The sequence below is a fragment of the Paenarthrobacter sp. PH39-S1 genome (genome assembly GCF_030063245.1).
In the GTDB taxonomy this organism is placed as follows: Bacteria; Actinomycetota; Actinomycetes; order Actinomycetales; family Micrococcaceae; genus Arthrobacter_M.
The window spans coordinates 45967-68220 of sequence record NZ_JASISR010000007.1; the positions used below are offsets into that span (position 1 = coordinate 45967).

Annotated in this window: 23 protein-coding genes and 1 pseudogene; 13 read left to right on the forward strand and 11 right to left on the reverse strand. The window is 64.6% G+C overall.

What is annotated here, in order from left to right; genetic code table 11:
• The first annotated feature begins 5 nt into the window (after positions 1-5).
• From gcvT to ppsA, 7 genes are all read left to right on the forward strand, one after another.
• Positions 6-1139: a glycine cleavage system aminomethyltransferase GcvT gene (gene gcvT, locus QMG52_RS06285; RefSeq protein ID WP_283559575.1), complete on the forward strand. Its 1134-nt coding sequence runs from the start codon at positions 6-8 to the stop codon at positions 1137-1139.
• A gap of 43 nt (positions 1140-1182) precedes the next feature.
• A complete protein-coding gene (gene gcvH / locus QMG52_RS06290; protein ID WP_283559576.1) occupies positions 1183-1566 on the forward strand; it encodes a glycine cleavage system protein GcvH in 384 nt (127 codons plus the stop codon).
• Positions 1563-2885, forward strand: a complete 1323-nt coding sequence (gene glyA / locus QMG52_RS06295) for a serine hydroxymethyltransferase (protein ID WP_283559577.1) — start codon at positions 1563-1565, stop codon at positions 2883-2885. The genes gcvH and glyA overlap by 4 nt, the downstream gene beginning before the upstream one ends.
• A 153-nt stretch (positions 2886-3038) precedes the next feature.
• On the forward strand, positions 3039-4436 hold the full coding sequence (locus tag QMG52_RS06300; RefSeq protein ID WP_283559578.1) for an L-serine ammonia-lyase: 1398 nt from the start codon (positions 3039-3041) through the stop codon (positions 4434-4436).
• Between the two features lie 80 nt (positions 4437-4516).
• A complete protein-coding gene (lipA, locus tag QMG52_RS06305) occupies positions 4517-5542 on the forward strand; it encodes a lipoyl synthase (RefSeq protein ID WP_283559579.1) in 1026 nt (341 codons plus the stop codon).
• 85 nt (positions 5543-5627) lie between these two features.
• Entirely contained in the window at positions 5628-6446 is an 819-nt protein-coding gene (locus tag QMG52_RS06310) for a pyruvate, water dikinase regulatory protein (RefSeq protein WP_283559580.1), read from the forward strand.
• 147 nt (positions 6447-6593) lie between these two features.
• Positions 6594-9005: a phosphoenolpyruvate synthase gene (gene ppsA / locus QMG52_RS06315; RefSeq protein WP_283559581.1), complete on the forward strand. Its 2412-nt coding sequence runs from the start codon at positions 6594-6596 to the stop codon at positions 9003-9005.
• 965 nt (positions 9006-9970) lie between these two features.
• Here ppsA and QMG52_RS06320 read toward each other — a convergent pair.
• From QMG52_RS06320 to QMG52_RS06340, 5 genes are read right to left on the reverse strand one after another with little or no spacing between them, the layout of a single operon-like run.
• Entirely contained in the window at positions 9971-10234 is a 264-nt protein-coding gene (locus QMG52_RS06320) for a type II toxin-antitoxin system RelE family toxin (RefSeq protein WP_283559582.1), read from the reverse strand.
• A complete protein-coding gene (locus tag QMG52_RS06325; protein ID WP_283559583.1) occupies positions 10231-10497 on the reverse strand; it encodes a type II toxin-antitoxin system Phd/YefM family antitoxin in 267 nt (88 codons plus the stop codon). Before QMG52_RS06325 ends, QMG52_RS06320 begins: the two co-directional genes overlap by 4 nt.
• Before the next feature lie 9 nt (positions 10498-10506).
• Positions 10507-10875: a hypothetical protein gene (locus QMG52_RS06330; RefSeq protein ID WP_283559584.1), complete on the reverse strand. Its 369-nt coding sequence runs from the start codon at positions 10873-10875 to the stop codon at positions 10507-10509.
• A 55-nt stretch (positions 10876-10930) separates the two neighbouring features.
• On the reverse strand, positions 10931-11467 hold the full coding sequence (locus tag QMG52_RS06335; RefSeq protein WP_283559585.1) for a GNAT family N-acetyltransferase: 537 nt from the start codon (positions 11465-11467) through the stop codon (positions 10931-10933).
• On the reverse strand, positions 11464-11760 hold the full coding sequence (locus QMG52_RS06340) for a type II toxin-antitoxin system TacA family antitoxin (RefSeq protein WP_283559586.1): 297 nt from the start codon (positions 11758-11760) through the stop codon (positions 11464-11466). The genes QMG52_RS06335 and QMG52_RS06340 overlap by 4 nt, the downstream gene beginning before the upstream one ends.
• A gap of 182 nt (positions 11761-11942) precedes the next feature.
• Between QMG52_RS06340 and QMG52_RS06345 the strand changes: the two genes are divergently transcribed.
• Positions 11943-12461: a hypothetical protein gene (locus QMG52_RS06345; protein ID WP_283559587.1), complete on the forward strand. Its 519-nt coding sequence runs from the start codon at positions 11943-11945 to the stop codon at positions 12459-12461.
• Entirely contained in the window at positions 12462-13031 is a 570-nt protein-coding gene (locus tag QMG52_RS06350) for an RES family NAD+ phosphorylase (protein ID WP_283559588.1), read from the forward strand.
• Here the strand turns inward: QMG52_RS06350 and QMG52_RS21905 are convergent.
• The 5 genes from QMG52_RS21905 to QMG52_RS06375 all read right to left on the reverse strand — a co-directional run bounded on the left by QMG52_RS21905 (position 13012) and on the right by QMG52_RS06375 (position 17374).
• Entirely contained in the window at positions 13012-13281 is a 270-nt protein-coding gene (locus tag QMG52_RS21905; protein WP_349361664.1) for a hypothetical protein, read from the reverse strand. The genes QMG52_RS06350 and QMG52_RS21905 overlap by 20 nt on opposite strands.
• Positions 13282-13597: 316 nt before the next feature.
• A complete protein-coding gene (locus QMG52_RS06360) occupies positions 13598-14563 on the reverse strand; it encodes an HNH endonuclease (RefSeq protein WP_283559589.1) in 966 nt (321 codons plus the stop codon).
• Between the two features lie 528 nt (positions 14564-15091).
• Positions 15092-16177 (reverse strand): LLM class flavin-dependent oxidoreductase, encoded by a 1086-nt coding sequence (locus QMG52_RS06365; RefSeq protein ID WP_283559590.1) that lies wholly within the window; start codon positions 16175-16177, stop codon positions 15092-15094.
• Positions 16178-16245: 68 nt separating this feature from the next.
• On the reverse strand, positions 16246-16707 hold the full coding sequence (locus tag QMG52_RS06370) for a DUF3817 domain-containing protein (protein ID WP_283559591.1): 462 nt from the start codon (positions 16705-16707) through the stop codon (positions 16246-16248).
• Positions 16708-16801: 94 nt separating this feature from the next.
• Complete coding sequence (locus QMG52_RS06375; protein ID WP_283559592.1) at positions 16802-17374, reverse strand: TetR/AcrR family transcriptional regulator; 573 nt, start codon at positions 17372-17374, stop codon at positions 16802-16804.
• A gap of 596 nt (positions 17375-17970) precedes the next feature.
• On the opposite strand from QMG52_RS06375, the gene QMG52_RS06380 reads away from it, so the two are divergent.
• From QMG52_RS06380 to QMG52_RS06390, 3 genes are read left to right on the forward strand one after another with little or no spacing between them, the layout of a single operon-like run.
• Positions 17971-18885: an ABC transporter substrate-binding protein gene (locus QMG52_RS06380; RefSeq protein WP_283559593.1), complete on the forward strand. Its 915-nt coding sequence runs from the start codon at positions 17971-17973 to the stop codon at positions 18883-18885.
• A 6-nt stretch (positions 18886-18891) separates the two neighbouring features.
• Positions 18892-19902 (forward strand): amino acid ABC transporter permease, encoded by a 1011-nt coding sequence (locus tag QMG52_RS06385; protein WP_283559594.1) that lies wholly within the window; start codon positions 18892-18894, stop codon positions 19900-19902.
• Positions 19899-20666, forward strand: a complete 768-nt coding sequence (locus QMG52_RS06390; RefSeq protein ID WP_283559595.1) for an amino acid ABC transporter ATP-binding protein — start codon at positions 19899-19901, stop codon at positions 20664-20666. The genes QMG52_RS06385 and QMG52_RS06390 overlap by 4 nt, the downstream gene beginning before the upstream one ends.
• Here the strand turns inward: QMG52_RS06390 and QMG52_RS06395 are convergent.
• Positions 20566-21918: an SGNH/GDSL hydrolase family protein gene (locus QMG52_RS06395; protein ID WP_283559596.1), complete on the reverse strand. Its 1353-nt coding sequence runs from the start codon at positions 21916-21918 to the stop codon at positions 20566-20568. The two genes, QMG52_RS06390 and QMG52_RS06395, sit on opposite strands and share 101 nt — an antisense overlap.
• Before the next feature lie 166 nt (positions 21919-22084).
• On the opposite strand from QMG52_RS06395, the pseudogene QMG52_RS06400 reads away from it, so the two are divergent.
• Positions 22085-22240: pseudogene (locus QMG52_RS06400) on the forward strand (endonuclease/exonuclease/phosphatase family protein); the annotation flags it as partial.
• Between the last annotated feature and the right edge of the window lie 14 nt (positions 22241-22254).

Consider the following 22254-nt stretch of genomic DNA (forward strand, 5'->3'; position numbering starts at 1 on the left):
TTCCCATGACTGAGAACCACACTGCCCTTTACGGCGAACACCAGAAGGCGGGCGCCTCGTTCACGGACTTCGGCGGCTGGCAGATGCCGCTGAAGTACTCCTCGGAGCTGGCCGAGCACCACGCCGTCCGCAACGCCGCTGGGCTGTTCGACCTTTCCCACATGGGCGAGGTCTGGGTGACCGGCCCCGACGCCGGCGCCTTCCTGGACTACGCCCTGGCCGGCAAGCTGTCCGCGGTGGCCGTGGGCAAGGCCAAGTACTCGCTGATCTGCAACGCCGATGGCGGCATCATTGACGACCTGATCTCCTACCGCCGCGGCGACGAGAAGTACCTGGTGGTCCCCAACGCCGGCAACGCCGCCACGGTTGCGGCGCTCCTGGCCGAGCGGGCCGCCGGGTTCGACGCCGTCGTCGAGGACGCCTCCAGCGAGACCTCGCTGATCGCCGTGCAGGGCCCCAACGCAGAGGCGATCCTTTTGACACTCGTGCCACAGGCGCAGCATTCCCTGGTGACCGAGCTGAAGTACTACGCCGCCGTCGAGGTTGGTTTCACCGTCAACGGTACTGTCCAGGACCTGCTGCTGGCGCGCACCGGCTACACCGGCGAGGACGGCTTTGAGATCTACCTGCCCAACGGCGGCGCGGCAGCACTGTGGGAAACTCTGTTGGAAAACGGCCAGGGGCAGGGACTCATCCCGGCCGGGCTTGCCGCCCGCGACTCGCTGCGCCTGGAGGCCGGCATGCCGTTGTACGGCAACGAGCTCTCGACGTCCGGCCACGCCTACGCCGCCGGCCTGGGGCCCGTGGTGTCACTGGCCAAGGAAAGCGACTTCATCGGCAAGGCTGCGCTGGCCGCCATCAAGGCAGCCGGCGACGGCATCGCGTCCGGCCGCAAGCTCGTCGGGCTCAAGGGCGTGGGCCGCCGGGCCGCACGCGGACACTACCCGGTCCTCAAGGACGGCGCCGTCATCGGTGAAGTCACCTCCGGCCAGCCGAGCCCCACCCTGGGATACCCGGTCGCCATGGCCTATGTCGACGTCGCGCATGCCGAGCCGGGCACAATGTTGGACGTCGACCTCCGCGGCAAGGCCGAACCCTTTGAGGTCGTCGCACTGCCCTTCTACAAGCGCCAGAAATAACCCCCCCCCCCCTTTCGAGAAATTCCCTAGGACAAGGATCATCATGAGCAAAGTCGCTTCTGAACTGAAGTATTCCGCCGAGCACGAGTGGATCGCCGCCGACGGCGCCGGCCCGTCCACCATCGGCGTCTCCGCCGTGGCCGCCGACGCACTCGGCGACATCGTATACGTGGACCTGCCCGAAGCCGGTTCCACCGTCACGGCCGGCGAGAGCTGCGGAGAAATTGAGTCAACGAAGTCCGTCTCCGACCTGTACTCCCCGGTCACCGGCGAGGTCACCGAAGTGAACGCCGCCGTCGTCGATGACCCGGCACTCGTCAATTCCGATCCCTACGGAGCCGGATGGCTGTTCAAGGTGGCCGTGGATTCCGAAGGCCCCCTGTTGACCGCGCCAGAGTACGCAGCTGCCAACGGAGGCGAGCTGTGAGCCGCGCCGGCGCCACCGTGGACTACGTCCAGGTGACCTCACCGAGCCTGGATGCCCCACTGGCAACCCTGGACCCGGAAATCGCCGTCCAGATCGACGCCGAGCTGGCCCGCCAGCGCACCGGCCTGGAAATGATCGCCTCGGAAAACCACACCGCGGCGGCCGTCATGGCAGCCCAAGGCTCGGTGCTGACGAACAAGTACGCCGAAGGGTACCCGGGACGGCGCTACTACGGCGGCTGCGAGCACGTCGACGTCGTCGAACAGCTGGCGATCGACCGGGTCAAGGCCCTGTTTGGCGCCGCGTACGCGAACGTCCAGCCGCACTCCGGCGCCCAGGCCAACGCATCCGTGATGCACGCGCTGATCAGGCCCGGCGACACCATCATGGGCCTGAACCTGGCCCACGGCGGCCACCTGACGCACGGCATGAAGATCAACTTCTCCGGCCGGTTGTACAATGTGGTCCCATACCAGGTCCGCGAGGATACGCACCGGGTGGACATGGCCGAGGTGGAGCGGCTGGCGCTCGAGCACAAGCCTGCCCTCATTGTTGCCGGCTGGTCGGCCTATGCCCGGCAGCTGGATTTTGCGCACTTCCGCCGCATCGCGGACCTGGTCGGCGCGTACCTCATGGTGGACATGGCGCACTTCGCCGGCCTGGTGGCCGCGGGCCTGCACCCGTCCCCGGTGCCGCACGCCCACGTCACCACCTCCACCACGCACAAGACCCTGGCCGGTCCGCGTGGCGGGATCATCCTGAGCAACGACGCCGACATTGCCAAGAAGATCAACTCGGCCGTGTTCCCCGGGCAGCAGGGCGGGCCGCTGGAGCATGTCATTGCCGGCAAGGCCGTGGCGTTCAAGATCGCAGCTTCCGAGGAATTCAAGGAACGCCAGGAAAGGGTGCTGGCCGGTGCCCGGATCCTGGCCGATCGCCTCATCCAGCCGGACGTCGCGGTCAAGGGGATCTGCGTGGTTTCCGGTGGCACCGACGTCCACCTGGTCCTGGTCGACCTGCGCAATTGCGAGCTCGACGGACAGCAGGCAGAGGACCGGCTGGCCGCCATCGACATTACGGTCAACCGCAATGCCGTGCCGTTCGACCCCCGCCCTCCCATGGTCACCTCAGGCCTGCGCATCGGCACCCCGGCACTGGCAACCCGCGGATTTGGTGAAGCGGCCTTCGCCGAGGTTGCCGACATCATTGCCGAGGCGTTGATTGCCGACGCCGGCACCGACCTTTCCGGGCTGCGGTCACGGGTCGCCGCGCTGGCGGCAGCGCATCCCCTGTACCCCGGGGTCGCGGCGCTGTCCTGACCGGGAGTCCTCCCGGCCCTTCGGGCCTGCGGGGCCCGGGAGTTTCCACCCCCATTGGGGGTGCCGGAACTCCCGGGTTGGCACCCGAGCCCCGTTATTCCCTGTTTCCCCCGGCTGCCGCATCACTGGCGACCCTTGAAAGGTGTTATTTCCATGTCCGTTGGCGTTTTTGATTTGTTTTCCGTCGGGATTGGCCCGTCGAGTTCGCACACCGTGGGACCCATGCGCGCCGCGGCGACGTTTGCGCGGGAACTGGCCGGCGGCGGGCTGCTGGGACAGGTGGCGTCCGTGCGGGTGGACCTGTACGGGTCCCTGGCGGCGACGGGGCGCGGGCACGGCACCATGACGGCCGTGCTGCTGGGGCTGGAGGGCCGGGAACCGGAACTGGTCCTGCCCGAGGAGGTGGAGTCCCGGCTGGCCGCGTTTGCCGCCGGCGCGCCGCTGCTTTTGGCCGGCCGGATCGAGCTGGCCTACGGTGCCGAGGACATCGTCCTGCACCCGCTGACCATCCTGGCCCGGCACACCAACGGGGTGAAATTTGCCGTCAGCGACGCGGACGGCGCCGTGCTGGCCGAGGCCACGTTCTTTTCCGTGGGCGGGGGCTTCATCATCCGCGACGGCGAGGCCGAGGCGGCGGAGACCGAGCTGGAGACCTCCAAAGCACAGCTGCCCTACCCGTTCCGCACGGCCGCGGAACTGCTCAGGCACTGCGCCGCGGCGGGCGGGAACTTCAGCGACGTCATGCTCGCCAACGAACTCGTCGAACGGACGGAGGAGGAGGTCCGGGGCGGGCTGTTGCACATCCGCGACGTCATGGAGGACTGCAAGAACTCCTCCCTGGCCCGGGAGGGGTTGCTCCCAGGCGGGCTGAAGGTCCGGCGCCGGGCCCCCGCCTGGCATGAACGCCTGCTGGCGGAGGACCCGGACCGGGACCCGAAGTTCTGGCAGGAATGGGTGAACCTGGTGGCTTTGGCCGTGAACGAGGAAAACGCCTCGGGCGGGCGCGTGGTCACCGCCCCCACCAACGGCGCGGCCGGCATCATCCCGGCGGTCATGTTCTACGCCACCCACTACCTCGAGGGCATGCGCGACGCCTCCGCCGAAAAAGTGGACGCCGTCGTGGTGAAGTTCCTGCTCGCCGCCGGCGCCGTGGGCGTGCTGTACAAGGAACAGGCCTCCATCTCCGGCGCGGAGGTCGGCTGCCAGGGCGAGGTCGGCTCGGCGTCGTCCATGGCGGCCGCGGGCCTGGCCGAGGCCATGGGCGGCACCCCGGAACAGGTTGAAAACGCGGCGGAAATCGCCATGGAACACAACCTGGGCCTGACCTGCGACCCCATCGGCGGGCTCGTGCAGGTCCCGTGCATCGAACGCAACGCCATCGCCGCCGCCAAGGCCATCAACGCCGCCAAAATGGCGCTCTGGGGCGACGGCCAGCACCGGGTCTCCCTTGACGAAGTCATCATCACCATGCGCGAAACCGGCAAGGACATGTCCTCCAAATACAAGGAAACCGCCATGGGCGGACTCGCCGTCAACGTCGTCGAATGCTGATGCACCCTGCGGACACATCGCTTGAAAGTAGCAGCAACCGGCAGGACCACCCTGCCGGCACCGCAAAGAGGAGCATTGAAATGACGTTGGCACCCGAGGGACGCAAGATGCTGCGGATCGAACAGCGCAACGCCGCGGTACCCGTGGAGCGCAAGCCCGACTGGATGAAAGCCAAGGTCCAGATGGGCACCGAGTACATCGCGATGAAGAACCTGGTCAAGGGCCAGGGCCTGCACACGGTGTGCGAGGAGGCCGGCTGCCCCAACATCTTCGAATGCTGGGAGGACCGGGAGGCGACGTTCCTCATTGGCGGCTCCGAGTGCACCCGGCGCTGCGACTTCTGCCAGATCGACACCGGCAAGCCCTCGCCGATCGACTTGTTTGAGCCGACGAAGGTCGCCGAGTCGGTGGTGCAGATGAACCTGCGCTACGCCACGGTCACCGGGGTGGCCCGCGACGACCTGGCCGATGAGGGCGTCTGGCTGTACGCCGAGACGGTGCGCAAGATCCACAAGCTGAACCCGAACACCGGCGTCGAGCTGCTCATCCCTGACTTCTCCGGCAAGCCCGAGCACATCGCCGCGATCTGCGACTCCGCCCCGGAAGTGTTCGCCCACAATGTGGAGACGGTGCCGCGGATCTTCAAGCGCATCCGCCCGGCCTTCCGCTATGAGCGGTCCCTGGACGTCATCACCCAGGGCAGGGACCTGGGCATGGTCACCAAGTCCAACCTGATCCTGGGCATGGGCGAAACCCGGGCGGAAATCTCCCAGGCCCTGGCGGACCTGTACGGCGCCGGGACGGACCTGATCACGATCACCCAGTACCTGCGCCCCTCCGAACGGCACCTGCCGGTGGACCGCTGGGTCAAGCCGCAGGAATTCCTGGAACTGTCCCAGGAGGCGGAGGAGATCGGCTTCCTGGGCGTCATGTCCGGGCCGCTGGTGCGGTCCTCCTACCGGGCCGGACGCCTCTGGGCCACCGCCATGCGCAAAAAAGGCCGCGACATCCCCGAACACCTGGCCCACATCGCCGAAGGCATCGAGGACTCCGGGCACACCCGCCAGGAAGCCGCCTCCCTGCTCACAGCCCATGCGACGGCCTGATGCGCATGGACCCCGCGACGCTCCCCACCCGACCGGAAGTCACGCCACCGACGGCATCGCCGCGACACTGGTGGAGAATACGTTCATGACTGATGACGTTCCCCGCCCGGTGTACTTCCTCTCGGACAGTACAGGCATCACCGCAGAAACTCTCGGCAACACCTTGCTGACGCAGTTCCCCGTCAACAATTTTGACCGCACGACGCTCCCCTTCATCATGACCGTCGAACAGGCGCAGGCGGTCGTGGACACCATCGATGAACTCGCCGCCCGCGGCCCGGCACCGATCGTCTTTTCCACCGTCGTCGGCAGCGACATCCGCCGGACCCTGGCCCGATGCAAGGGAACGATGGTGGACCTTATCGGGACGAACGTCGGCCAACTGGAACGGGCCCTTGGCACCCTGGCCAGCGGCGAACCGGGCCGTGCGCATGGTCTGGGAAACGCCGCCCGCTATCAATCCCGGATGACAGCCGTCGAATACGCCATGGAACATGATGACGGTCAGAGCCTGCGGGCGTTGGAAAAAGCCCAGATCATTCTGGTGGCCCCTTCCCGCTGCGGCAAGACACCCACCACCATGTATCTGGCGCTGCAGCACGGCATCTTCGCCGCGAACTTCCCGCTCGTGGACGAGGATTTCGAACGGGAGGGGCTCCCCAAGCCATTGCGGCCGTTCGTTGGGAAGTGCTTCGGCCTTACCTCCAATCCCCTCCGCCTGAGCCAGGTCCGCACCGAACGCCGTCGCGGCTCTCCGTACGCCTCGCTGCGCCAGTGCGGCTTTGAGCTGCGCAGCGCCGAACTTTTGTATGTCTCGCATGGGATTCCATACCTGAATTCGGCCAGCGTGTCTGTGGAGGAAATGGCTGCCACCATCCTGCAGCGGATGCAGCTCAAGCATTAGAGATAAGTTTCACAAACAACGCGTGGCACATGTCACGTGGAAAATTTGGCGAAGACCTGCCACGGTGGACGGGGACGCCTTCAACCTGTGTTCGCCGAACACCGAGGCAGCGCCGCACGTGCCGCCATTTGCAAAGGAGCAACGACCATGACGACAGACATCCTGTGGTTCTCAGAACTCGGACTCAAGGACTTGGATCGGGTGGGCGGCAAGAATGCCTCTCTCGGTGAGATGGTGGCGAACCTGACCTCGGCCGGCGTCCAGGTGCCGGACGGGTTCGCCACCACGGCGGACGCCTATCGCAGCTTCCTGGCCGACTCGGGCCTGGACCGGAAGATTGCCGACAGGCTGGTCGGCCTGGACACCGATGACGTGACCGCCTTGGCCGAGGCGGGCCAGGAAATCCGGAGCCTGATGCGACAGACGCCCTTCCGGCCGGAGTTTGAAGCTCAGATCCGTACCTCCTACCAGAAGTTGGTGGACAAGCACGGGGGCTCAACGGACCTTTCCTGGGCTGTCCGTTCCAGCGCGACGGCGGAAGATCTTCCAGATGCCTCTTTCGCCGGGCAGCAGGAAACCTTCCTGAACGTCCGCGGCATCGACAACATCCTGCTGGCCATCAAGGATGTGTTCGCGTCCCTCTACAACGACCGTGCCATCGCCTACCGGGTGCACCACAAGTTCGAGCACGCAGACGTGGCGCTTTCGGCCGGGGTCCAGCGCATGGTGCGTTCCGACGTCGGGGCATCCGGCGTCATGTTCACCATGGACACCGAATCCGGGTTCCAGGACGCCGTCTTCGTCACCTCCTCCTACGGCCTCGGCGAAGCCGTAGTCCAGGGCGCCGTCAACCCGGACGAGTTCTACGTGTACAAACCCGCCCTCCAGGCCGGCCGCCCCGCCATCCTCAAGCGCGGACTCGGCGAGAAGGCACTCCAGATGACATACACGGCCAACCGTGACATCGGCCGCACCATTGATTTTGTGCCGGTCGAGGCTGCACTGCGGAACCGCTTCAGCATCACGGACCACGACGTCGAACAGCTCGCGCGCCATGCCCTCGCCATCGAACACCATTACGGGCGCCCCATGGACATCGAATGGGGCAAAGACGGGATCGACGGTGGCCTCTACATTCTGCAGGCCCGCCCGGAGACCGTGCAGTCCCGCCGGCCCGCCGGCCGGCTCAGCCGCTTCCGCATGAACGAGACCGGCCAGGTGCTGTCCGAAGGCCGTGCCATCGGCCAGCGCATCGGCGCCGGCCGCGTCCGCATCCTCACCGCCATCGACCAGATGGCCGGCTTCGAAACCGGTGACGTCCTCGTCGCCGACATGACCGACCCGGACTGGGAACCGATCATGAAGCGCGCGTCCGCCATCGTCACCAACCGGGGCGGACGCACCTGCCACGCGGCGATCATCGCCCGTGAACTGGGGATTCCCGCCGTCGTCGGCACCGGAGACGTCACGGACATCCTCGCCGACGGCACCGAGGTGACCGTCTCCTGCGCCGAAGGCGAGACCGGGCTGATCTACCAAGGACTCCTGGACTTCAGCGTCCAGGAAACCGAGATCACCCAGCTGCCCGAGGCCCCGGTCAAGGTCATGATGAATGTCGGCACACCGGAGCAGGCGTTCGCTTTCGCGCAGTTGCCCAACCACGGCGTCGGCCTTGCCCGGCTGGAGTTCATCATCAACCGCCAGATCGGCATCCACCCCAAGGCACTCCTCAACGTGGACGAACAACCGGCGGACGTGGCAGTGCAAATCCGGGAGCGGATTGCCGCTTACGACAGTCCACGCGACTACTACATCAAGCGCCTGGCCGAAGGGGTGGCAACCATCGCCGCCGCGTTCGCGCCGCAACCGGTGATTGTGCGCATGTCCGACTTCAAGTCCAACGAGTACGCCAACCTGCTTGGCGGACCCGCCTACGAGCCGCATGAAGAAAACCCGATGCTCGGCTTCCGCGGCGCTTCCCGCTACCTGGAGCCGTCCTTCCGGGACTGCTTCGACCTGGAGTGCGAGGCCCTGTCCTTTGTGCGCAATGAGATGGGTCTGACCAACGTCAAGCTGATGATCCCCTTTGTGCGCACCCTGGACGAGGGCCGCGGCGTGATCGACCTGCTCGCGGAGAACGGACTGCGCCGCGGCGAAAACGGGCTGGAGGTCATCATGATGTGCGAGCTGCCAGCCAACGCACTGCTGGCCGATGAATTCCTGGACCACTTCGACGGGTTCTCCATCGGTTCCAACGATATGACCCAGCTGACCCTGGGTCTGGACCGGGATTCGGCCATCGTCGCCGGAAGCTTTGATGAACGCAATCCCGCCGTCAAGAAGCTGCTGAGCATGGCCATCACGGCCTGTAAGGCCCGGGGGAAATACGTGGGGATCTGCGGCCAGGGGCCCAGCGACCATGCGGACTTTGCCGAGTGGCTGGTTGGCGAAGGCATCGATTCCGTGTCACTGAACCCGGACACCGTGGTGGACACTTGGCTGCGCCTCGCCAGTGCAGCCGCCGGCCCCCAAGAATCGGGCAGCATGATGTCTCAATGACGTCGTCAAGGTCCTGCAGGTCGCGGAGGTGAGGACGATTTTAGAGTGGCGTGCAGTGGCCGGATGGTCGCCGGCAACGTTTTTCGAGAACCTGTCCAGCCTGTCAGGGCTGAATTCGTTCAGCGCTGACTTCCGCACGAGCAGGTGCGATAACGCGAGTGTAGGTCTCTTCATAGCCGTCGGTGGTACGCCGCCAGGACCTCGGGTGAGGTGTCGTCGTCGACCTTTTCGAATGTGGAGGTAAGATCCGGTTGAGCGGCCAACCGAGCAGCCAGACCGTCGGTGTGAAGCGACTCGCAGAGGCCCTGCGCAAGCGAACGAGCGATTCGGTCCTCATTTGTTCCCCCAGCGAGATTGTTCACTTGGCCGGGCTAATGGAGAGCGACGACGTGGAAGCGTGACGACGCGGAGGCAAGAGCAGTATGCGACTTGTTTCCTTTAGACTCGCCAGATGCCAGTTTCCGTTGATGAAGTATGCGATGCCTGTCTTAGGCCCGCCGGATGTGTCTGTCCGCTGCGGTGAGCGCGTGCCCGAAGATCGCCCGTTTGAAGCGCGTCTTCAACAATTTTGGCTGGCCGACGAGCCAGTTCTGTACATTGGGCTCGCGGGAACGTCTCTGTCAAAGCGCATCCAGCAGTACTACTCGACACCCATCGGCGCGAGGTCGCCGCACAGTGGCGGGTGGTGGCTCAAGGCGCTTCAGGCCCTGCCGTCCCTATTCGTCCACTACGCTCCGGCCGATGGCGATGTCCAGGCCATTGAGACTAAGACGATCAACGCTTTTGCTCGTCGCCTTCCTGGCGAGCTAATCACCGGACTTTATGATTCCGACCGTGTGGCTCCATTCGCAAACGTAAATGTGCCAGGAGTTGGGGACAAGCACCACGGTTTCCGAAACCACAAGCTTATGAAGGGCACGACGTCGCCCGGCAGCTGACGAGGCAGTCGAGCACGAGATTGACCTTCATTTCGATTGGTAAATCCCGCGTCGGTGGCCCACAGCAACGACCAGAACAACAAGCCGATCGTCATGAATTTCATAGACGATCCGGTAGTCTCCGGTCCTGATACGCCAGTCTCCCGTGTTCCCGGCGAGCTTTTTCGTGCCCGGAGGGCGTGGCGTTACGGCCAGCAACTCGATTGCGGCCTGAATTCGTCGGCGAGACTCCGGAGGGAGCTTGCGCAATTGGCGTGCCGCGGCCGGTGCGATCTGGACGGCGTAAATCACGTGAGGCCGAGTTCAGCCTTGACTTCCTCCCAAGGGATGGGACCTTGGCCGCTTTCAGCCATCTCCGTCCGGGCTTCGTTTGCGGCTCTCAGATCGTCCAGATCCTCGGCAGCCTCAATCAGGTTGGCGAGGTCCTCTGCATCTATCAAAGCAGCGACTCGTCGGCCGTGGCGCAACAGGTATACCGGCTCGTGCTTGACCCGGGCTGTATCAACCGCTTCGGACAAGCGACTCCGTACGTCCGTCACGCTCATCTCACTCATAAACTAATACTAGCTCTCACTGTACAGAACGTACATAACCGCGAAACCGCTGCCGCCCGTTGCGCAGCCTTCGGCTAAGAGTATGTCGGGATGAAACTGCTGAAGCTGCATTTTCCGGGGCAACAGTGGAGTGTTTTGCATTTTGGGTTCCAGCGTTAATCGCAACTCGTGCGAGCAGCAAGATGTCCAAGAGCCTGCTAGTTGCCGGATATTGCTTGCCAGGGCGACCCGCACTTCCGGCCTGGCCTGCACGAGCGCGGTGCATGCCAGTTCGCCGACCTGCCAAGCCGACACGTCCGGGGAGAGGTAGTCATCGACCGCTTCGAACATGAACAGCAGCTCCCGTCGCCTGGCAAGCTGCTCCGGTTCCGCTGGCACCGGAACTAGTCTGACGCCGTCGTATCCCATCGCGTGGGCGTGGGCAGCGTAGCCGCTAGTCGGTGCTCAGCGGGCCTCGCAGGAACTCGGCGAACTCAGCGCGTAAAGCCTTCATGGGAATCATGGGCTGCAGGTCATCCAACGGGGAAGGATGTGCGTCCACATGACGGTCGTGAAATGACCTGGCGGCGGCGTCGCGCGCATGGATGAGGACGGCCATTGCCCCGACGCTTTCGCTCACCAACACCGAGCGCTTCAATGCATCCTGAAGAAGTCCCGTCCCGAGTCCGGTGCCCTGATACCGCTTGTCCACTGCTAGCCGGGCCAGAAGAACACAGGGTATATCCGAGCGGCCACCTTTTGTTATGGCCGGCGGAGCTCCCTGTTTTGCAACCGCCCCGACGGCTATCGCGTAGTAGCCGACCACGGAGTTCCCGTCGCAGGATACATAGATGACTGCACTGTTCGCGCGCTGATTCTGGAACGCGTACTTGCGAAGCCACTCGTCCAGTTCCTCAGCCCCCGAAGCGAAGGCGTCACGGTTATCGGTGCGCAGCAGCTTCCGGGGCGCGCCAGGCCGTGCCTTGCTCATTCTCCCTGGAACGGACTCGGTCGGCGCGCCAGCTTGGCCAGTTTGGCGGTGGATGTCAGAGGAAGTTCCAGCAGCCGATTGAACTCGGCCCATTGCGGCTCGTCTGCAACAAACAACAGGCGGTCGGCCAATATTCTCTCCGCCTCCGCGCTGGCGCTCTCCAAGATGAAATCCGTCATGGATCGATCTGTAGCTTCAGCGGCCCGGCGCAGCAGCTGTTCCTGGCGCGGCGTAGCCCTAACGTTGATGCGCTGGCTTCGTGCGGGCTTGGGATGCAGCGAACTGCCTCTCATCACATTCTCCTTTGTATGTGCATTGTGCGCACATTACAGGGTTCGTCAAGGGTATCGGGACGCGGACGTCCTCGCGCTAATAGCCATCGATGGGCCTGAGCTTCAACCAAACAGTCGCGGGACAAGACCGATTCGTCTGCTGGCACCTTTACGGCCGCGTGCCCAACGCATACTGTTGGGTAATGGGCGAACAACAGCAGGGGCTTCCAGCGGATACGGTGGTTATCCGGTACGGCGGAGGCGGCCAAATCCGGGTCAAGGTGCGGGACGGCGTTGTCCTGATGCCCAAGGGGTTCGAAAAAACCGAACCCCGGCGCTCCGGCCAGCCACGAGTGTCCACCGCACTAAAACTACGCGGGATTAAGGAGACGGCTGCTTACGGTCCGGACGCCATCACACAGCGCCTCATAGCCGCCCTGGGCAACAACGCTTTGGCCGCACTCCTGGGGGTTAACCAGGACAGGCCCAATCGATGGGCCTCCGGACGCGACACGCCCACGGAGGAGAACCGGCAGCAATTGGCGGATCTGGACTCTCTGGTCGGTCAGCTCTTCACGGCGTTCACCCCCACCCAGGCGCGGCTCTGGATGGAAGGGCACAATGCACATCTCAATGCCCGTCCCATCGATGTCTACCGTATTGACGGTGCGGGCCCGGTGATTGAGGCGATCCGCGCCCATCAGCAAGGGGCTTTCGCGTAGATGGAATTCTGGCGAGTATGCAACTGGCATCCGGACGCCCACACGGCCTCCACCATCGGGCACCCGCTCTACCGGTGGCCGCGCCAGGGCGCCGGACGGATAGACGACCCGGATCACGAATATCTGGTTCTCTACTTGGCGGATACTCAAGAGGGGGCTGTGGCTGAAGCCTTTGGTGGCTATGCGTCCTGGACGCAGGACATATTTGTTCCTCCGCCGGGCGCTCCTGCTGGAACAGTAAAGGCCCTGGTGCGGTTCACAGGTGAGCCGGACATTCTGGACCTCGATGATCCTTTCACCCTGCAGGAATGGTCGCTGCGCCCAAGTAGTGTGGTGGCAAGGAACAGGCCCTCGACGCAGCAGTGGTCGCGGGCTATGTATGACGCCGGGCTACATGCCGGGATTTCTTGGTGGTCCTTTTATGAGCCGAGATGGGTGAGCAGCGGCCTGTGGAATATCGATGCGCTTACGATTGCCCAGCCGCCGGAACTGCTCTCCCTCGAGCACGATTCCGTGCGCGATGCTGCCAGCTGGATCAAAAGGGTCATCATCAAACCCGCCAGCAAATGATCGGTCGGCTGCGTTCCGCCGGAGGAGCACCCGCTGTTTCCGCCGTAGCCTTCCAGACGAGCGCCGGGGCAATGTACTTCGCGACGTTGGCCAGCAGCTTGACGTTGTATTCCACGCCCAGCTGGTTGGGGACCGTGAGCATGAGTGTGTCGGCGGAGCGGAAAGCCTCGTCGGCGGCCAGTTCTGCGGCAATCTTTGCGGGGTCGCCCATGTAGCTCTTGCCGAAGCGCGAAAGGAGCCCGTCGATCATCCCCACCTGGTGCGACTGTCTTCCTGGGCACGCAGGCCAAAGTACATCTGGTCCACGTCATCGACGACGAGGATGACGCTGCGGCTGACAGAAACTCGCGGAGTGAAGCCGTGGCCGGACTCCGCCCACGTGTCGCGGAAAAGCTGAATCTGCTCGGCCTAGAGCTGGTCAAAGGGCATGCCTGTATATTCGGCCAGCAGCGTGAAGCTCGTGCGTGTGGATGCGGTGTGTTGGTGGCCACCAAGTTATTTCACTGCACCTACACGAATGCTCCAGCCACGAAGGCAAAGGCTTTTTGTTGATGCCGCGGAGTGAACTACGCTGGCATCTTCGCGCCCTTCGTGCGGTTGCAGCGCCAGCAAAGCGTCTGCAGGTTGTCAGGCGTGCTGAGGCCACCCTTGGACACAGGGACGAGGTGGTCGACTTCGAGCAGGAGATGCGGCTCAGCTGCAACCGAAATCTCGCACTGCACGCACCTGTGATTATCGCGATCCTTGATCCAGCTGCGCAAGCGAGCTGTCATCAGCGCGCGCTGGCCGGCTGCCGACTTCGCCCAGTGGATCTTCTGAGCAAGCGTCTCGGACAGTGCATCGAGGGTTGAAGTGTCGAGCCGGATGTCCACTGCCTGACCGCTGTTGCCTCCTGCGGAAATGTATTGAAACTTGTAGCTCGGGTAGGGCACCGTGATCGGTGACAGGTGGACTCCCACCAAGTTCCAGAACTCGTCTGCATATCGCTTAAGGATGAACGTGGGCGGGTTGATCCTCGCGACAATCTCGGTCTCGCGGCCTTGCACGTTGCGGACGGCTTCTTCCAGGCGAGAGACGTCGTCCGCGACGTGCTGAACGTCCGTCAAGGTCTCCTTGTCAGCCTTGATCGAGAAGTACTTCATGAGGTATTTGATCGGATCCATGCTCGCGTTACGTACGACTTGCAGGGATGCGTTGTGCACATGCGGAGCGTACTCGGCGACGTTGCGGTCGCGTCGGTTGTTCCACGACGACGTGTTCTCAAATGTCGCTAGGTGCGCATACTGACCCGTGGAAGAAGCGCCGAGTTCAAAGGAACCCTGCGCTCGGATCTCCGCCACGTAGTTCACTACATCGTTATGCTCAGCGGCCACAGAAGCCACGTCCGTGCGAAGCGCCTGAAACTGCTCCGAGTTAAAGTAGCCGTCTTTACGAACCTTCCAGATGATTGGGTTGGCGATCAGCACCAGCGCGAGCCCGATGAAGACGCCAAACCCGCCGGCGATCCCAAGAAAGACGATGGGAACTGCCATCAACAATGTGATAAAGAGTGGTTACGGCATACTGTGTCCTTCCGTAGCCTCTGTGGGATTAAAAACTTCATCGGTTCATATACAGTTCTACGCTATCGGTGACCACTGACACTGATCGCTGAAGCCCATTGCAGCTCGATTGCTGCTCGTGGATAAACGGTCACCCTCCGAATCCCTTACGCACGGCGAGTGTCTGCTGGCGAGGCCGCGACGGCGCAGTTCGGTCCTCGGCGATGATGCGCTGGCTGTCAGTTCGGATTGGGTTCTTCTTGCCTGTGTCCGCCCCTTGTTGACCTTGTCGATCTCGGCCTCATCCGGCCATCTCTTCACGGTCATGCACTCTCGCATAGTGGTCTGATAGTCAGAGAGCTTCGCTTTGACTACGATCGATATCCCGGCAGTGGCGTGCTTAGACGCGGAGCAGTCGGTTCAACCTGGCCACCATGCCCGTCGCCGATTACCCGGATGCTAACGACCTGATCATCGACGGTGGTAATTCCCGCTTTACTGAAGACCACTTAGACAGTCCTAGACCGTCTCCCCCTGAACTGGACTTTCCCAATTTGCCGTCCAGCCGAGCGCGGGGGCAATGTACTTCGCCACGTTGGCCAGCAGTTTGACGTTGTACGCCACGCCCAGCTGGTTCGGCACGGTCAGCAGCAGCGTATCGGCGGCCTGCACGGCCTCATCGGCGGCCAGCTGCTCGGCCAGTGCGTCCGGCTCGCCGATGTAGCTTTTGCCGAACCTGGACATGGAACCCTCAAGCACCCCGACCTGGTCCCGGCTGTCCGCCAGCCCCTGCTGCCCGAAGTAGTAGCGGTCCTCGTCGTCGACCACGGGCAGCACGCTGCGGCTGACCGACGTCTGGGGCCGGCGCGCATGGCCGGCCCCGCCCCCTGCCCCGTCCCAGGTCTGGTTCCACGTCTCATGGAACAGCCGCAGTTGCTCGGCCTGCAGCTGGTCAAACGGCACACCCGTATCCTCGGTGAGCAGGGTGGAACTCATCAGGTTCATTCCCTGCTGGGCCGCCCACACGGCGGTTGCGCGGGTTCCGGCGCCCCACCAGATCCGCTCCCCCAAACCGGGCGACGACGGCTGGACCGGCAGCAGGGCGGCGCCGCCGCCGCGGTGGTAGCCTGTGTTCGCCCTGGCAACGCCGGCACCGGTGAGGGCATGGCGGAATTCTTCCGTATGCCGGCGCGCCATATCCGCCTGTGTCTCGTCCTGCAGCGGAACGTGGCCGAACGACGCCGGGCCGTCGAGGGCGGGCTCGGGTGAACCGCGGCTGATGCCCAACTGCAGCCGCCCGGAGCTGATCAGATCCGTGGCCGCGGCTTCTTCGGCCATATAGAGCGGATTTTCGTAGCGCATGTCGATCACGGCGGTGCCCATCTCGATCCGGCTGGTCTTCGCGGCGATCGCGGCCAGCAGTGGGAACGGTGAGGCCAATTGCCGGGCAAAGTGATGCACCCGAAAGAATGCGCCGTCTATGCCCAGCTCTTCTGCGGCCACGGCCAGATCGATGCTTTGCAGCAGCGCGTCCGCCGCCGTGCGGGTGCCGGAGCCCTGGAGGGGACCCCAATGGCCAAAGGAGAGGAAACCTATTCGCTTCATATGCTGTCCAACCCCGCGCACGCGGCTGGCATTCCGCCGGAAGTGGCCGGCCGCGGCGAGGCGTCCGCCTAGCTCCGGCCGCCGGGCGGACCAATAACCAGCAGCGTGCCCATGATAACGACAACGGCGAGCACAAAGACGCCGCCCAGGACGGCCGGGCGGCGAAGCATCCAGCGCAGCAGCCGGCTGACCGGGGTGTGATCGCGCGGGTCAGCTGTCGCGGTACGCCGCCAGGCGCCGTCGAGTTTTCCGTTCCGGTCCATCACCAGATCGAACGGAATGGTGGCGTAGGGGATGATGGCGGTTGCGACGGCCAGGGTGGTCAGCCGCTTGGGCCAGTGCTGGTTCACGCCCACCAGCCCGGCGGTCAGCGCACAGCTGATGAAGACGAAGCCATGGATGGATCCGGCGATCTGCACCGGGAGACCGCCGGAGTTAAAGGCGTACTTGAGCACCATGGCGATGATCAGCAGGGTCCAGGTGACGGCCTCGGCAAAGGCGAGCGTCCGGTAAAAAAGGCGTGGTGACATGCGTAATTCCAGTCCTAGGGTTGTCGGGTTGTCGGTTGTCGGGTTGGTCGATCGGTCTGTCAGTGCCCGCGGTCTGAGGGCAGGGCGGTGCGGGTCAGGGGACGTGGACCGTGGGCAGTCCGTTGATGATCAGTTCGCAAGTGACGGCGCTCAGCTGTGCCGCATCGGCACCGTGGCCGACCTGCCGCGTGGCGCCGTCGATCATTCCCTGGATCAGTGCGGCGTATGTTTCCGGGGAGGGAACGTCGAGGTAGACCAGGCTCCGCAGCAGCGGCTCGGTGAGGTCAACGTGCAGGTCCCGGAACCTCTCGCGCTGGGCCGCGGTGAAGTCCACTTTGTCCAGCGCCGCGGCGATGTCATGCCTTCCCTCGGACACCATCATGAGGGTCCGCGAAACATAGGCCTGCAGCTGCGGCCAGCCGGGGTCGGCGTCGTCGACGGCGGCTCTGACGTCGGCGGCCCACTCGCCGAACGCCAGCACGGCCACCTCGGTGAGCAGATCGCCGGCGGAGCCGAAATACTCATAAACACTGCTCCTGGCGAGGCCCGTTGCGCTGCCCACCCTGGCCAGTGTGACGGCCGCGGCGCCCCCATTAAGCAGGTCGTGACGGGCCGCAGCCAACAGGGCAGTGCGGCGGATTTCGCGGTGTCCGGGGCCCATCATCATCCGGCTTCCTTCCCGCCGACACCGTGTCGGTTCCTCGTCAGCCTACCGCGAACCGACACAGTGTCGGTAATCGGGACTGTGTCGGTAATCGGGACAGTGTCGTAATCGGGGCCCAGCAGCAAGGACCCACTTTCGTGCCGCGAGGCCCCTCGCCATCCCGGGCACTCCCACCAGACCGGGGCCAGGCCGCCGAATGGACCCACCATTGCGCCGCAAGGAAAGAGCGCGGCCCCAGCGAGGCAGGGGCTGTCCCACGAAACCGGGGCCGGGCAGCACCGTTCTCGTGGGCCGGCCCCTGCTTCGCGGACGAGACCCCTGGCCATGTGGCCTTCGGGGCAGCGTGCGGCCCGGGAATTCGTCATTGAACCGGGGCCGAGCCGTGCATCACCACCAAACCGGGGCCGGCCGCCAACACCCACCTTTGTTCAGCGAGGCCGGGGCTCCTCGCCATCCGGCCTTCGGGGCAGCGTGCGGTCCGGAATCCGTCACCAAACCGCAACCCGCCGTCGTCGTCATATGGTCCAGATCACAGCGGTGGCCGCTGTAGGGTCGGCACAAGGCGCTCTCCGGCGCACCCCCGATGAGAGAAGCAACCTATGCGATCACGATATGCCGCCGTCTCCGTCCTTGCCGCTGCGGCCCTCATGCTCACGGGGTGCGTTGACAACAGCACTCCTGCTGCGGGTAGTGGCGCCTCCTCCGGTTCCGCCGGCTCTGCGGACGCGGTTGCGGTCAAGAAGAACGACGCGATCGCCGCCATGCTGCCGGAGAAGATCAAAACCGCCGGGGTCCTCAACGTCGGGATGGCGAACAATTACCCGCCCAACGAGTTCAAGGACGGCAATGGCAAACCCGCCGGCTGGTCCGTCGACCTGACCAACGCGCTGGGCCAGGTGCTCGGCCTGAAGGTCAACTTCGACATCGGCACGTTCGACAACATCCTGCCTGCCATCAAGGCCGGCAAGGATGACATGGGTATGTCCTCCTTCACGGATACTGCCGAGCGGGAGAAGCAGGTGGACTTCATCAACTACTACTCGGCCGGCATCCAGTGGGCCGCCCCGGTGGGCAAGACAGTGGATCCGGAGAACGCCTGCGGCCTCAAGGTGGGTGTGCAGGCCACCACCTATGAGGACACGCATGAGGTCCCTGCCAAATCGAAGGCCTGCACCGACGCGGGTAAGGCGGCCATCGAGATCTTCAGGTACGACGCGCAGGATCAGGCCACCAATGCCCTGGCGGTTGGGCAGGTGGATGCGATGAGCGCCGATTCGCCGGTCACGCTGTACGCAATCTCGCAGACAAAGGGCAAGCTGCAGACGGCCGGCGGCGCGTTCGAGGTCGCGCCGTACGGCATACCCGTGGCGCAGAACAGCGAGTTCACCCCGGTGCTGCAGAAGGCCCTGCAGGCGCTGATCGATGACGGCAGCTACACCAGGATCCTGGCCAAGTGGGGCGTGGAAAGCGGCGGGGTCAAGACGGCCGACCTCAACGTCGGCGCGAAGGGGTAGCCGACAATGACGGATCCGGAGCAGGCCCGTAGCGCCACTCCCCCGGACTCCGGCGAGGAGGGCGAGGCCATCAAGGCCGTACCGCTGCGGCACCCGTGGCGGGCCCTGATCGCCGTCGTCCTGGTGCTCGCCCTCGCGGTCTTCATTCTCGACGCCGCCCAGCGCGAGGATTACGGCTGGGCCGATGTGGGCAAATACATCTTCGACAAGCGGATCAGCCAGGCCGCGCTGGTGACCCTGCAGCTGACCGTTTATTCCATGCTGATCGCCATTGTCCTGGGGCTGCTGCTGGCCATCATGCGGCTCTCGCCGAACCCGGTGGTCAAGAGCGTCGCCTGGCTGTATCTGTGGATCTTCCGCGGCACGCCGGTGTATGTGCAGCTGGTGTTCTGGGGCATCGTGGCGCTGATCTACCCGGTGCTCACGCTGGGCGTTCCCTTCATGACGCCATGGGTTACCCTTCCCAATGACGTTTTCCACAATCTCTTTATCACCGCGGTGATCGGGCTGGCGCTCAATGAGGCGGCGTACATGTCCGAGATTGTGCGCGCCGGCCTGCTGTCGGTGGACGAGGGGCAGGAGGAGGCATCCAAGGCCCTCGCGATGTCCTGGGGGCAGACCATGCGCTACATCGTGGTGCCGCAGGCCATGAAGATCATCATTCCGCCCACCGGCAACGAAGTGATCTCGATGCTCAAGACCACGTCCCTGGTGGCGGCGATACCGCTGAGCATCGACCTCTACGGCGTCTCCCGCGGCATTTCGGCGGTGACGTTCACCCCGGTACCGCTGCTGATCGTGGCCTCCATCTGGTATCTGCTGTTCACCTCGGTGCTGATGGTGGGCCAGCATTTCATTGAAAAGCGCTTCTCCCGCGGGACAGGGCGCCGCAAGGAAGATAAGCCGACGACGGGCGGCGATCCGGCCGCCTTCACAGGTTCACATGCCGGCAACGGCCCGACGACGGCGGCACTGACCAACGCGCCCGCCGGCAACGAAGCAGGGGGCAAGGGATGACGGGCATGACCATGGTGCACGCGGACCGCGTGTCCAAGAGCTTCGGGACCAACACGGTGCTGCGAAGCATCAGTCTGAGCGTCGACGCCGGCGAAGTGCTGTGCATTGTGGGTCCCAGCGGCTCCGGAAAGTCCACCTTTCTGCGCTGCATTAATCACCTGGAACGGGTCGATGCCGGCCGGCTCTCCGTGGAAGGCCAGCTGGTCGGCTACCGGGAAAAGGGCGGCAGGCTGTACGAGCTCAAACCGAAGGAAGCAGCCTTCCAGCGCCGTGAGATCGGCATGGTGTTCCAGCGCTTCAACCTGTTCCCGCATCTGACCGCGGTGGAGAACATCATCCAGGCACCGATGCGGGTCAAGCGGATGTCCAAGGCCAAGGCGACCGCGCGGGCGGTGGAGCTGATGGAACGGGTGGGGCTGGGCGACAAGGGCGATTACTACCCGGCGCACCTCTCCGGCGGCCAGCAGCAGCGCGTGGCCATTGCCCGGGCGCTGGCGATGGACCCGAAACTGATGCTCTTCGACGAACCGACCAGCGCCCTGGACCCCGAGCTGGTGGGCGAGGTGCTGGATGTAATGAAGGGTCTGGCCAAGAGCGGCATGACCATGATTGTGGTGACCCACGAGATGGGCTTTGCGCGTGAAGTGGCGGATTCGTTGGTGTTCATGGACGGCGGCGTCGTGGTGGAATCCGGCGATCCGCGCCAGGTGCTGACCGACCCGCAGCACGAGCGGACCAAGGCGTTCCTCTCGAAGGTCCTCTGACCGGGATGCTCTGACGGGGGAAACGCTGATCCGCCGCCTGCCGGCCACTCGAAGACGGGGCGAACTCAGCGGGCCGGTTCCAGCGGCTGAGACCATGGCCGCCCGTGAGGGCTGCAACTCCCTCCCATACACGTTGCAGCACGCTCATGATGCCCATCCGGCGGTCGGGCACGATGGAATCACCGGCAATTCCGCCCGCCTGAGGCACGGGTCCGGTCCGCGGCGTTGGCGCAGGTGCGGCAATGTCCAGCCCCAGCGCCGGGTCCAGTCCTGCGTCCAGCGCCGGGTCCCTACCCGGCCCCGGCTCCCGGCCCAAGTCCATATTTCGGACGGTGGTCAGGGCCCGTCGTCCCATCCACGTGCCCAACGCCGCCACCCACTTCCGGCCCGTCGGTGCATAAACACGGTGCGGGACCGCCAGGTGAACGCCGGTCACGGGTGCAGCGGCCGCGCAGACGCTGGGCAGGAGCAGGCGCGCGGCCCGCGCATAGCCCAGCGGGGAGGAATGGAAATGGTCGGTGGCGAACATCTGCCCCGGGTTTTCCAGAAACTGCGGCCCGAGCATACCGCCAATCGCAACCGCCCGGCCACCCGCGCGCAGAACCACGAAAGTCTGCGCCACGGCCAGGACCCGGCTGTACCATCCAGCGATGAAGCGCAGCGGCGGCACCAGCGCCTGGATGGTCCCCATATCCGGACAGGTACCGACCGCCACCTGACCCCCCTGTGACTGCAGATGCCGGATCGCGCGGGCAAGCAGCGCAGCCGACGCCGGGATGGAACGCAGCTGCATTACGTCGTTGCCGCCGACGAGGATCACTGTCACATCCGGAATCCCGGTCAGCAGTCCGATCTGCGCGGCCAGATCCCTCGATTCGGCACCCGAAACCGCAACGTTGTCCAAGAACACCGGTCGCGCGGCCTTCGCGGAGAGACCGCGGGCCAGCAGTGCGGGTATGGTCTGGCTGCGTCGCGAGGCGCCGACTCCGAGGGCGTTCGAATCCCCCAGCACAGCCAATCGGATGGTGGCACCTGCATACCCGGCACCGTAGCTTCCCGCCGCCCGGGGAGTCTCCTCGGCCGTGGCCCTGCGGAAGTGAACCCCGACCCAATACGCCTCGACGACGGCAAGTACTACGACCGTGGCGAGGCTGCCAATGCCCACCCGTGTTAAACGCAGGACCGCAACAACGAGCTTCCTGGCCCAAAGCGGCCGCCGGCCCGCGCCGCCGTCGTACTGACCGATCGTCATGGTCACGCCCTCATTCCCGAAAGGAAGGCTCGCGCCCTGCTATGGGTCACTCGTGGCCGGCCGGCCGTATCCTCCCACCCTACCCGCAGTGCGGCCGACTTCAGCGGGAAAACTGCAGCCCGGGGTCAGCGGCACTTCAGCCGGGCCAAACGGGAGGGACGATGCCTCCCTCAGCGACCTGAGGACGTACACGCGCTACATGGCCTTCAAGGGCCACTTAGACATCGCCACGTCGCTGGGCCTTGACACCAAGAGCGTGGAAACGCTGCCCCGCGGCAACTCCGATCACATGCCTACCCTCGTGACCGCCGAGTACAGCTAGGGCAGTTCCTGTTC

Excerpts from the sequence above, each read along its gene's own strand:
- gcvH (WP_283559576.1), top strand. The coding sequence starts at position 1,183 with ATGAGCAAAGTCGCTTCTGAACTGAAGTATTCCGCCGAGCACGAGTGG.
- QMG52_RS06335 (WP_283559585.1), bottom strand. The coding sequence starts at position 11,467 with ATGAGCAAGGCACGGCCTGGCGCGCCCCGGAAGCTGCTGCGCACCGAT.
- QMG52_RS06345 (WP_283559587.1), top strand. The coding sequence starts at position 11,943 with ATGGGCGAACAACAGCAGGGGCTTCCAGCGGATACGGTGGTTATCCGG.
- gcvT (WP_283559575.1), top strand. The coding sequence starts at position 6 with ATGACTGAGAACCACACTGCCCTTTACGGCGAACACCAGAAGGCGGGC.
- lipA (WP_283559579.1), top strand. The coding sequence starts at position 4,517 with ATGACGTTGGCACCCGAGGGACGCAAGATGCTGCGGATCGAACAGCGC.
- QMG52_RS06325 (WP_283559583.1), bottom strand. The coding sequence starts at position 10,497 with ATGAGTGAGATGAGCGTGACGGACGTACGGAGTCGCTTGTCCGAAGCG.
- QMG52_RS06385 (WP_283559594.1), top strand. The coding sequence starts at position 18,892 with ATGACGGATCCGGAGCAGGCCCGTAGCGCCACTCCCCCGGACTCCGGC.
- QMG52_RS06310 (WP_283559580.1), top strand. The coding sequence starts at position 5,628 with ATGACTGATGACGTTCCCCGCCCGGTGTACTTCCTCTCGGACAGTACA.
- QMG52_RS06375 (WP_283559592.1), bottom strand. The coding sequence starts at position 17,374 with ATGATGATGGGCCCCGGACACCGCGAAATCCGCCGCACTGCCCTGTTG.
- QMG52_RS06390 (WP_283559595.1), top strand. The coding sequence starts at position 19,899 with ATGACGGGCATGACCATGGTGCACGCGGACCGCGTGTCCAAGAGCTTC.
- QMG52_RS06365 (WP_283559590.1), bottom strand. The coding sequence starts at position 16,177 with ATGAAGCGAATAGGTTTCCTCTCCTTTGGCCATTGGGGTCCCCTCCAG.
- ppsA (WP_283559581.1), top strand. The coding sequence starts at position 6,594 with ATGACGACAGACATCCTGTGGTTCTCAGAACTCGGACTCAAGGACTTG.
- QMG52_RS06300 (WP_283559578.1), top strand. The coding sequence starts at position 3,039 with ATGTCCGTTGGCGTTTTTGATTTGTTTTCCGTCGGGATTGGCCCGTCG.
- QMG52_RS06360 (WP_283559589.1), bottom strand. The coding sequence starts at position 14,563 with ATGGCAGTTCCCATCGTCTTTCTTGGGATCGCCGGCGGGTTTGGCGTC.
- QMG52_RS06340 (WP_283559586.1), bottom strand. The coding sequence starts at position 11,760 with ATGAGAGGCAGTTCGCTGCATCCCAAGCCCGCACGAAGCCAGCGCATC.
- QMG52_RS06370 (WP_283559591.1), bottom strand. The coding sequence starts at position 16,707 with ATGTCACCACGCCTTTTTTACCGGACGCTCGCCTTTGCCGAGGCCGTC.
- QMG52_RS06395 (WP_283559596.1), bottom strand. The coding sequence starts at position 21,918 with ATGACGATCGGTCAGTACGACGGCGGCGCGGGCCGGCGGCCGCTTTGG.
- QMG52_RS06350 (WP_283559588.1), top strand. The coding sequence starts at position 12,462 with ATGGAATTCTGGCGAGTATGCAACTGGCATCCGGACGCCCACACGGCC.
- QMG52_RS21905 (WP_349361664.1), bottom strand. The coding sequence starts at position 13,281 with ATGATCGACGGGCTCCTTTCGCGCTTCGGCAAGAGCTACATGGGCGAC.
- QMG52_RS06380 (WP_283559593.1), top strand. The coding sequence starts at position 17,971 with ATGCGATCACGATATGCCGCCGTCTCCGTCCTTGCCGCTGCGGCCCTC.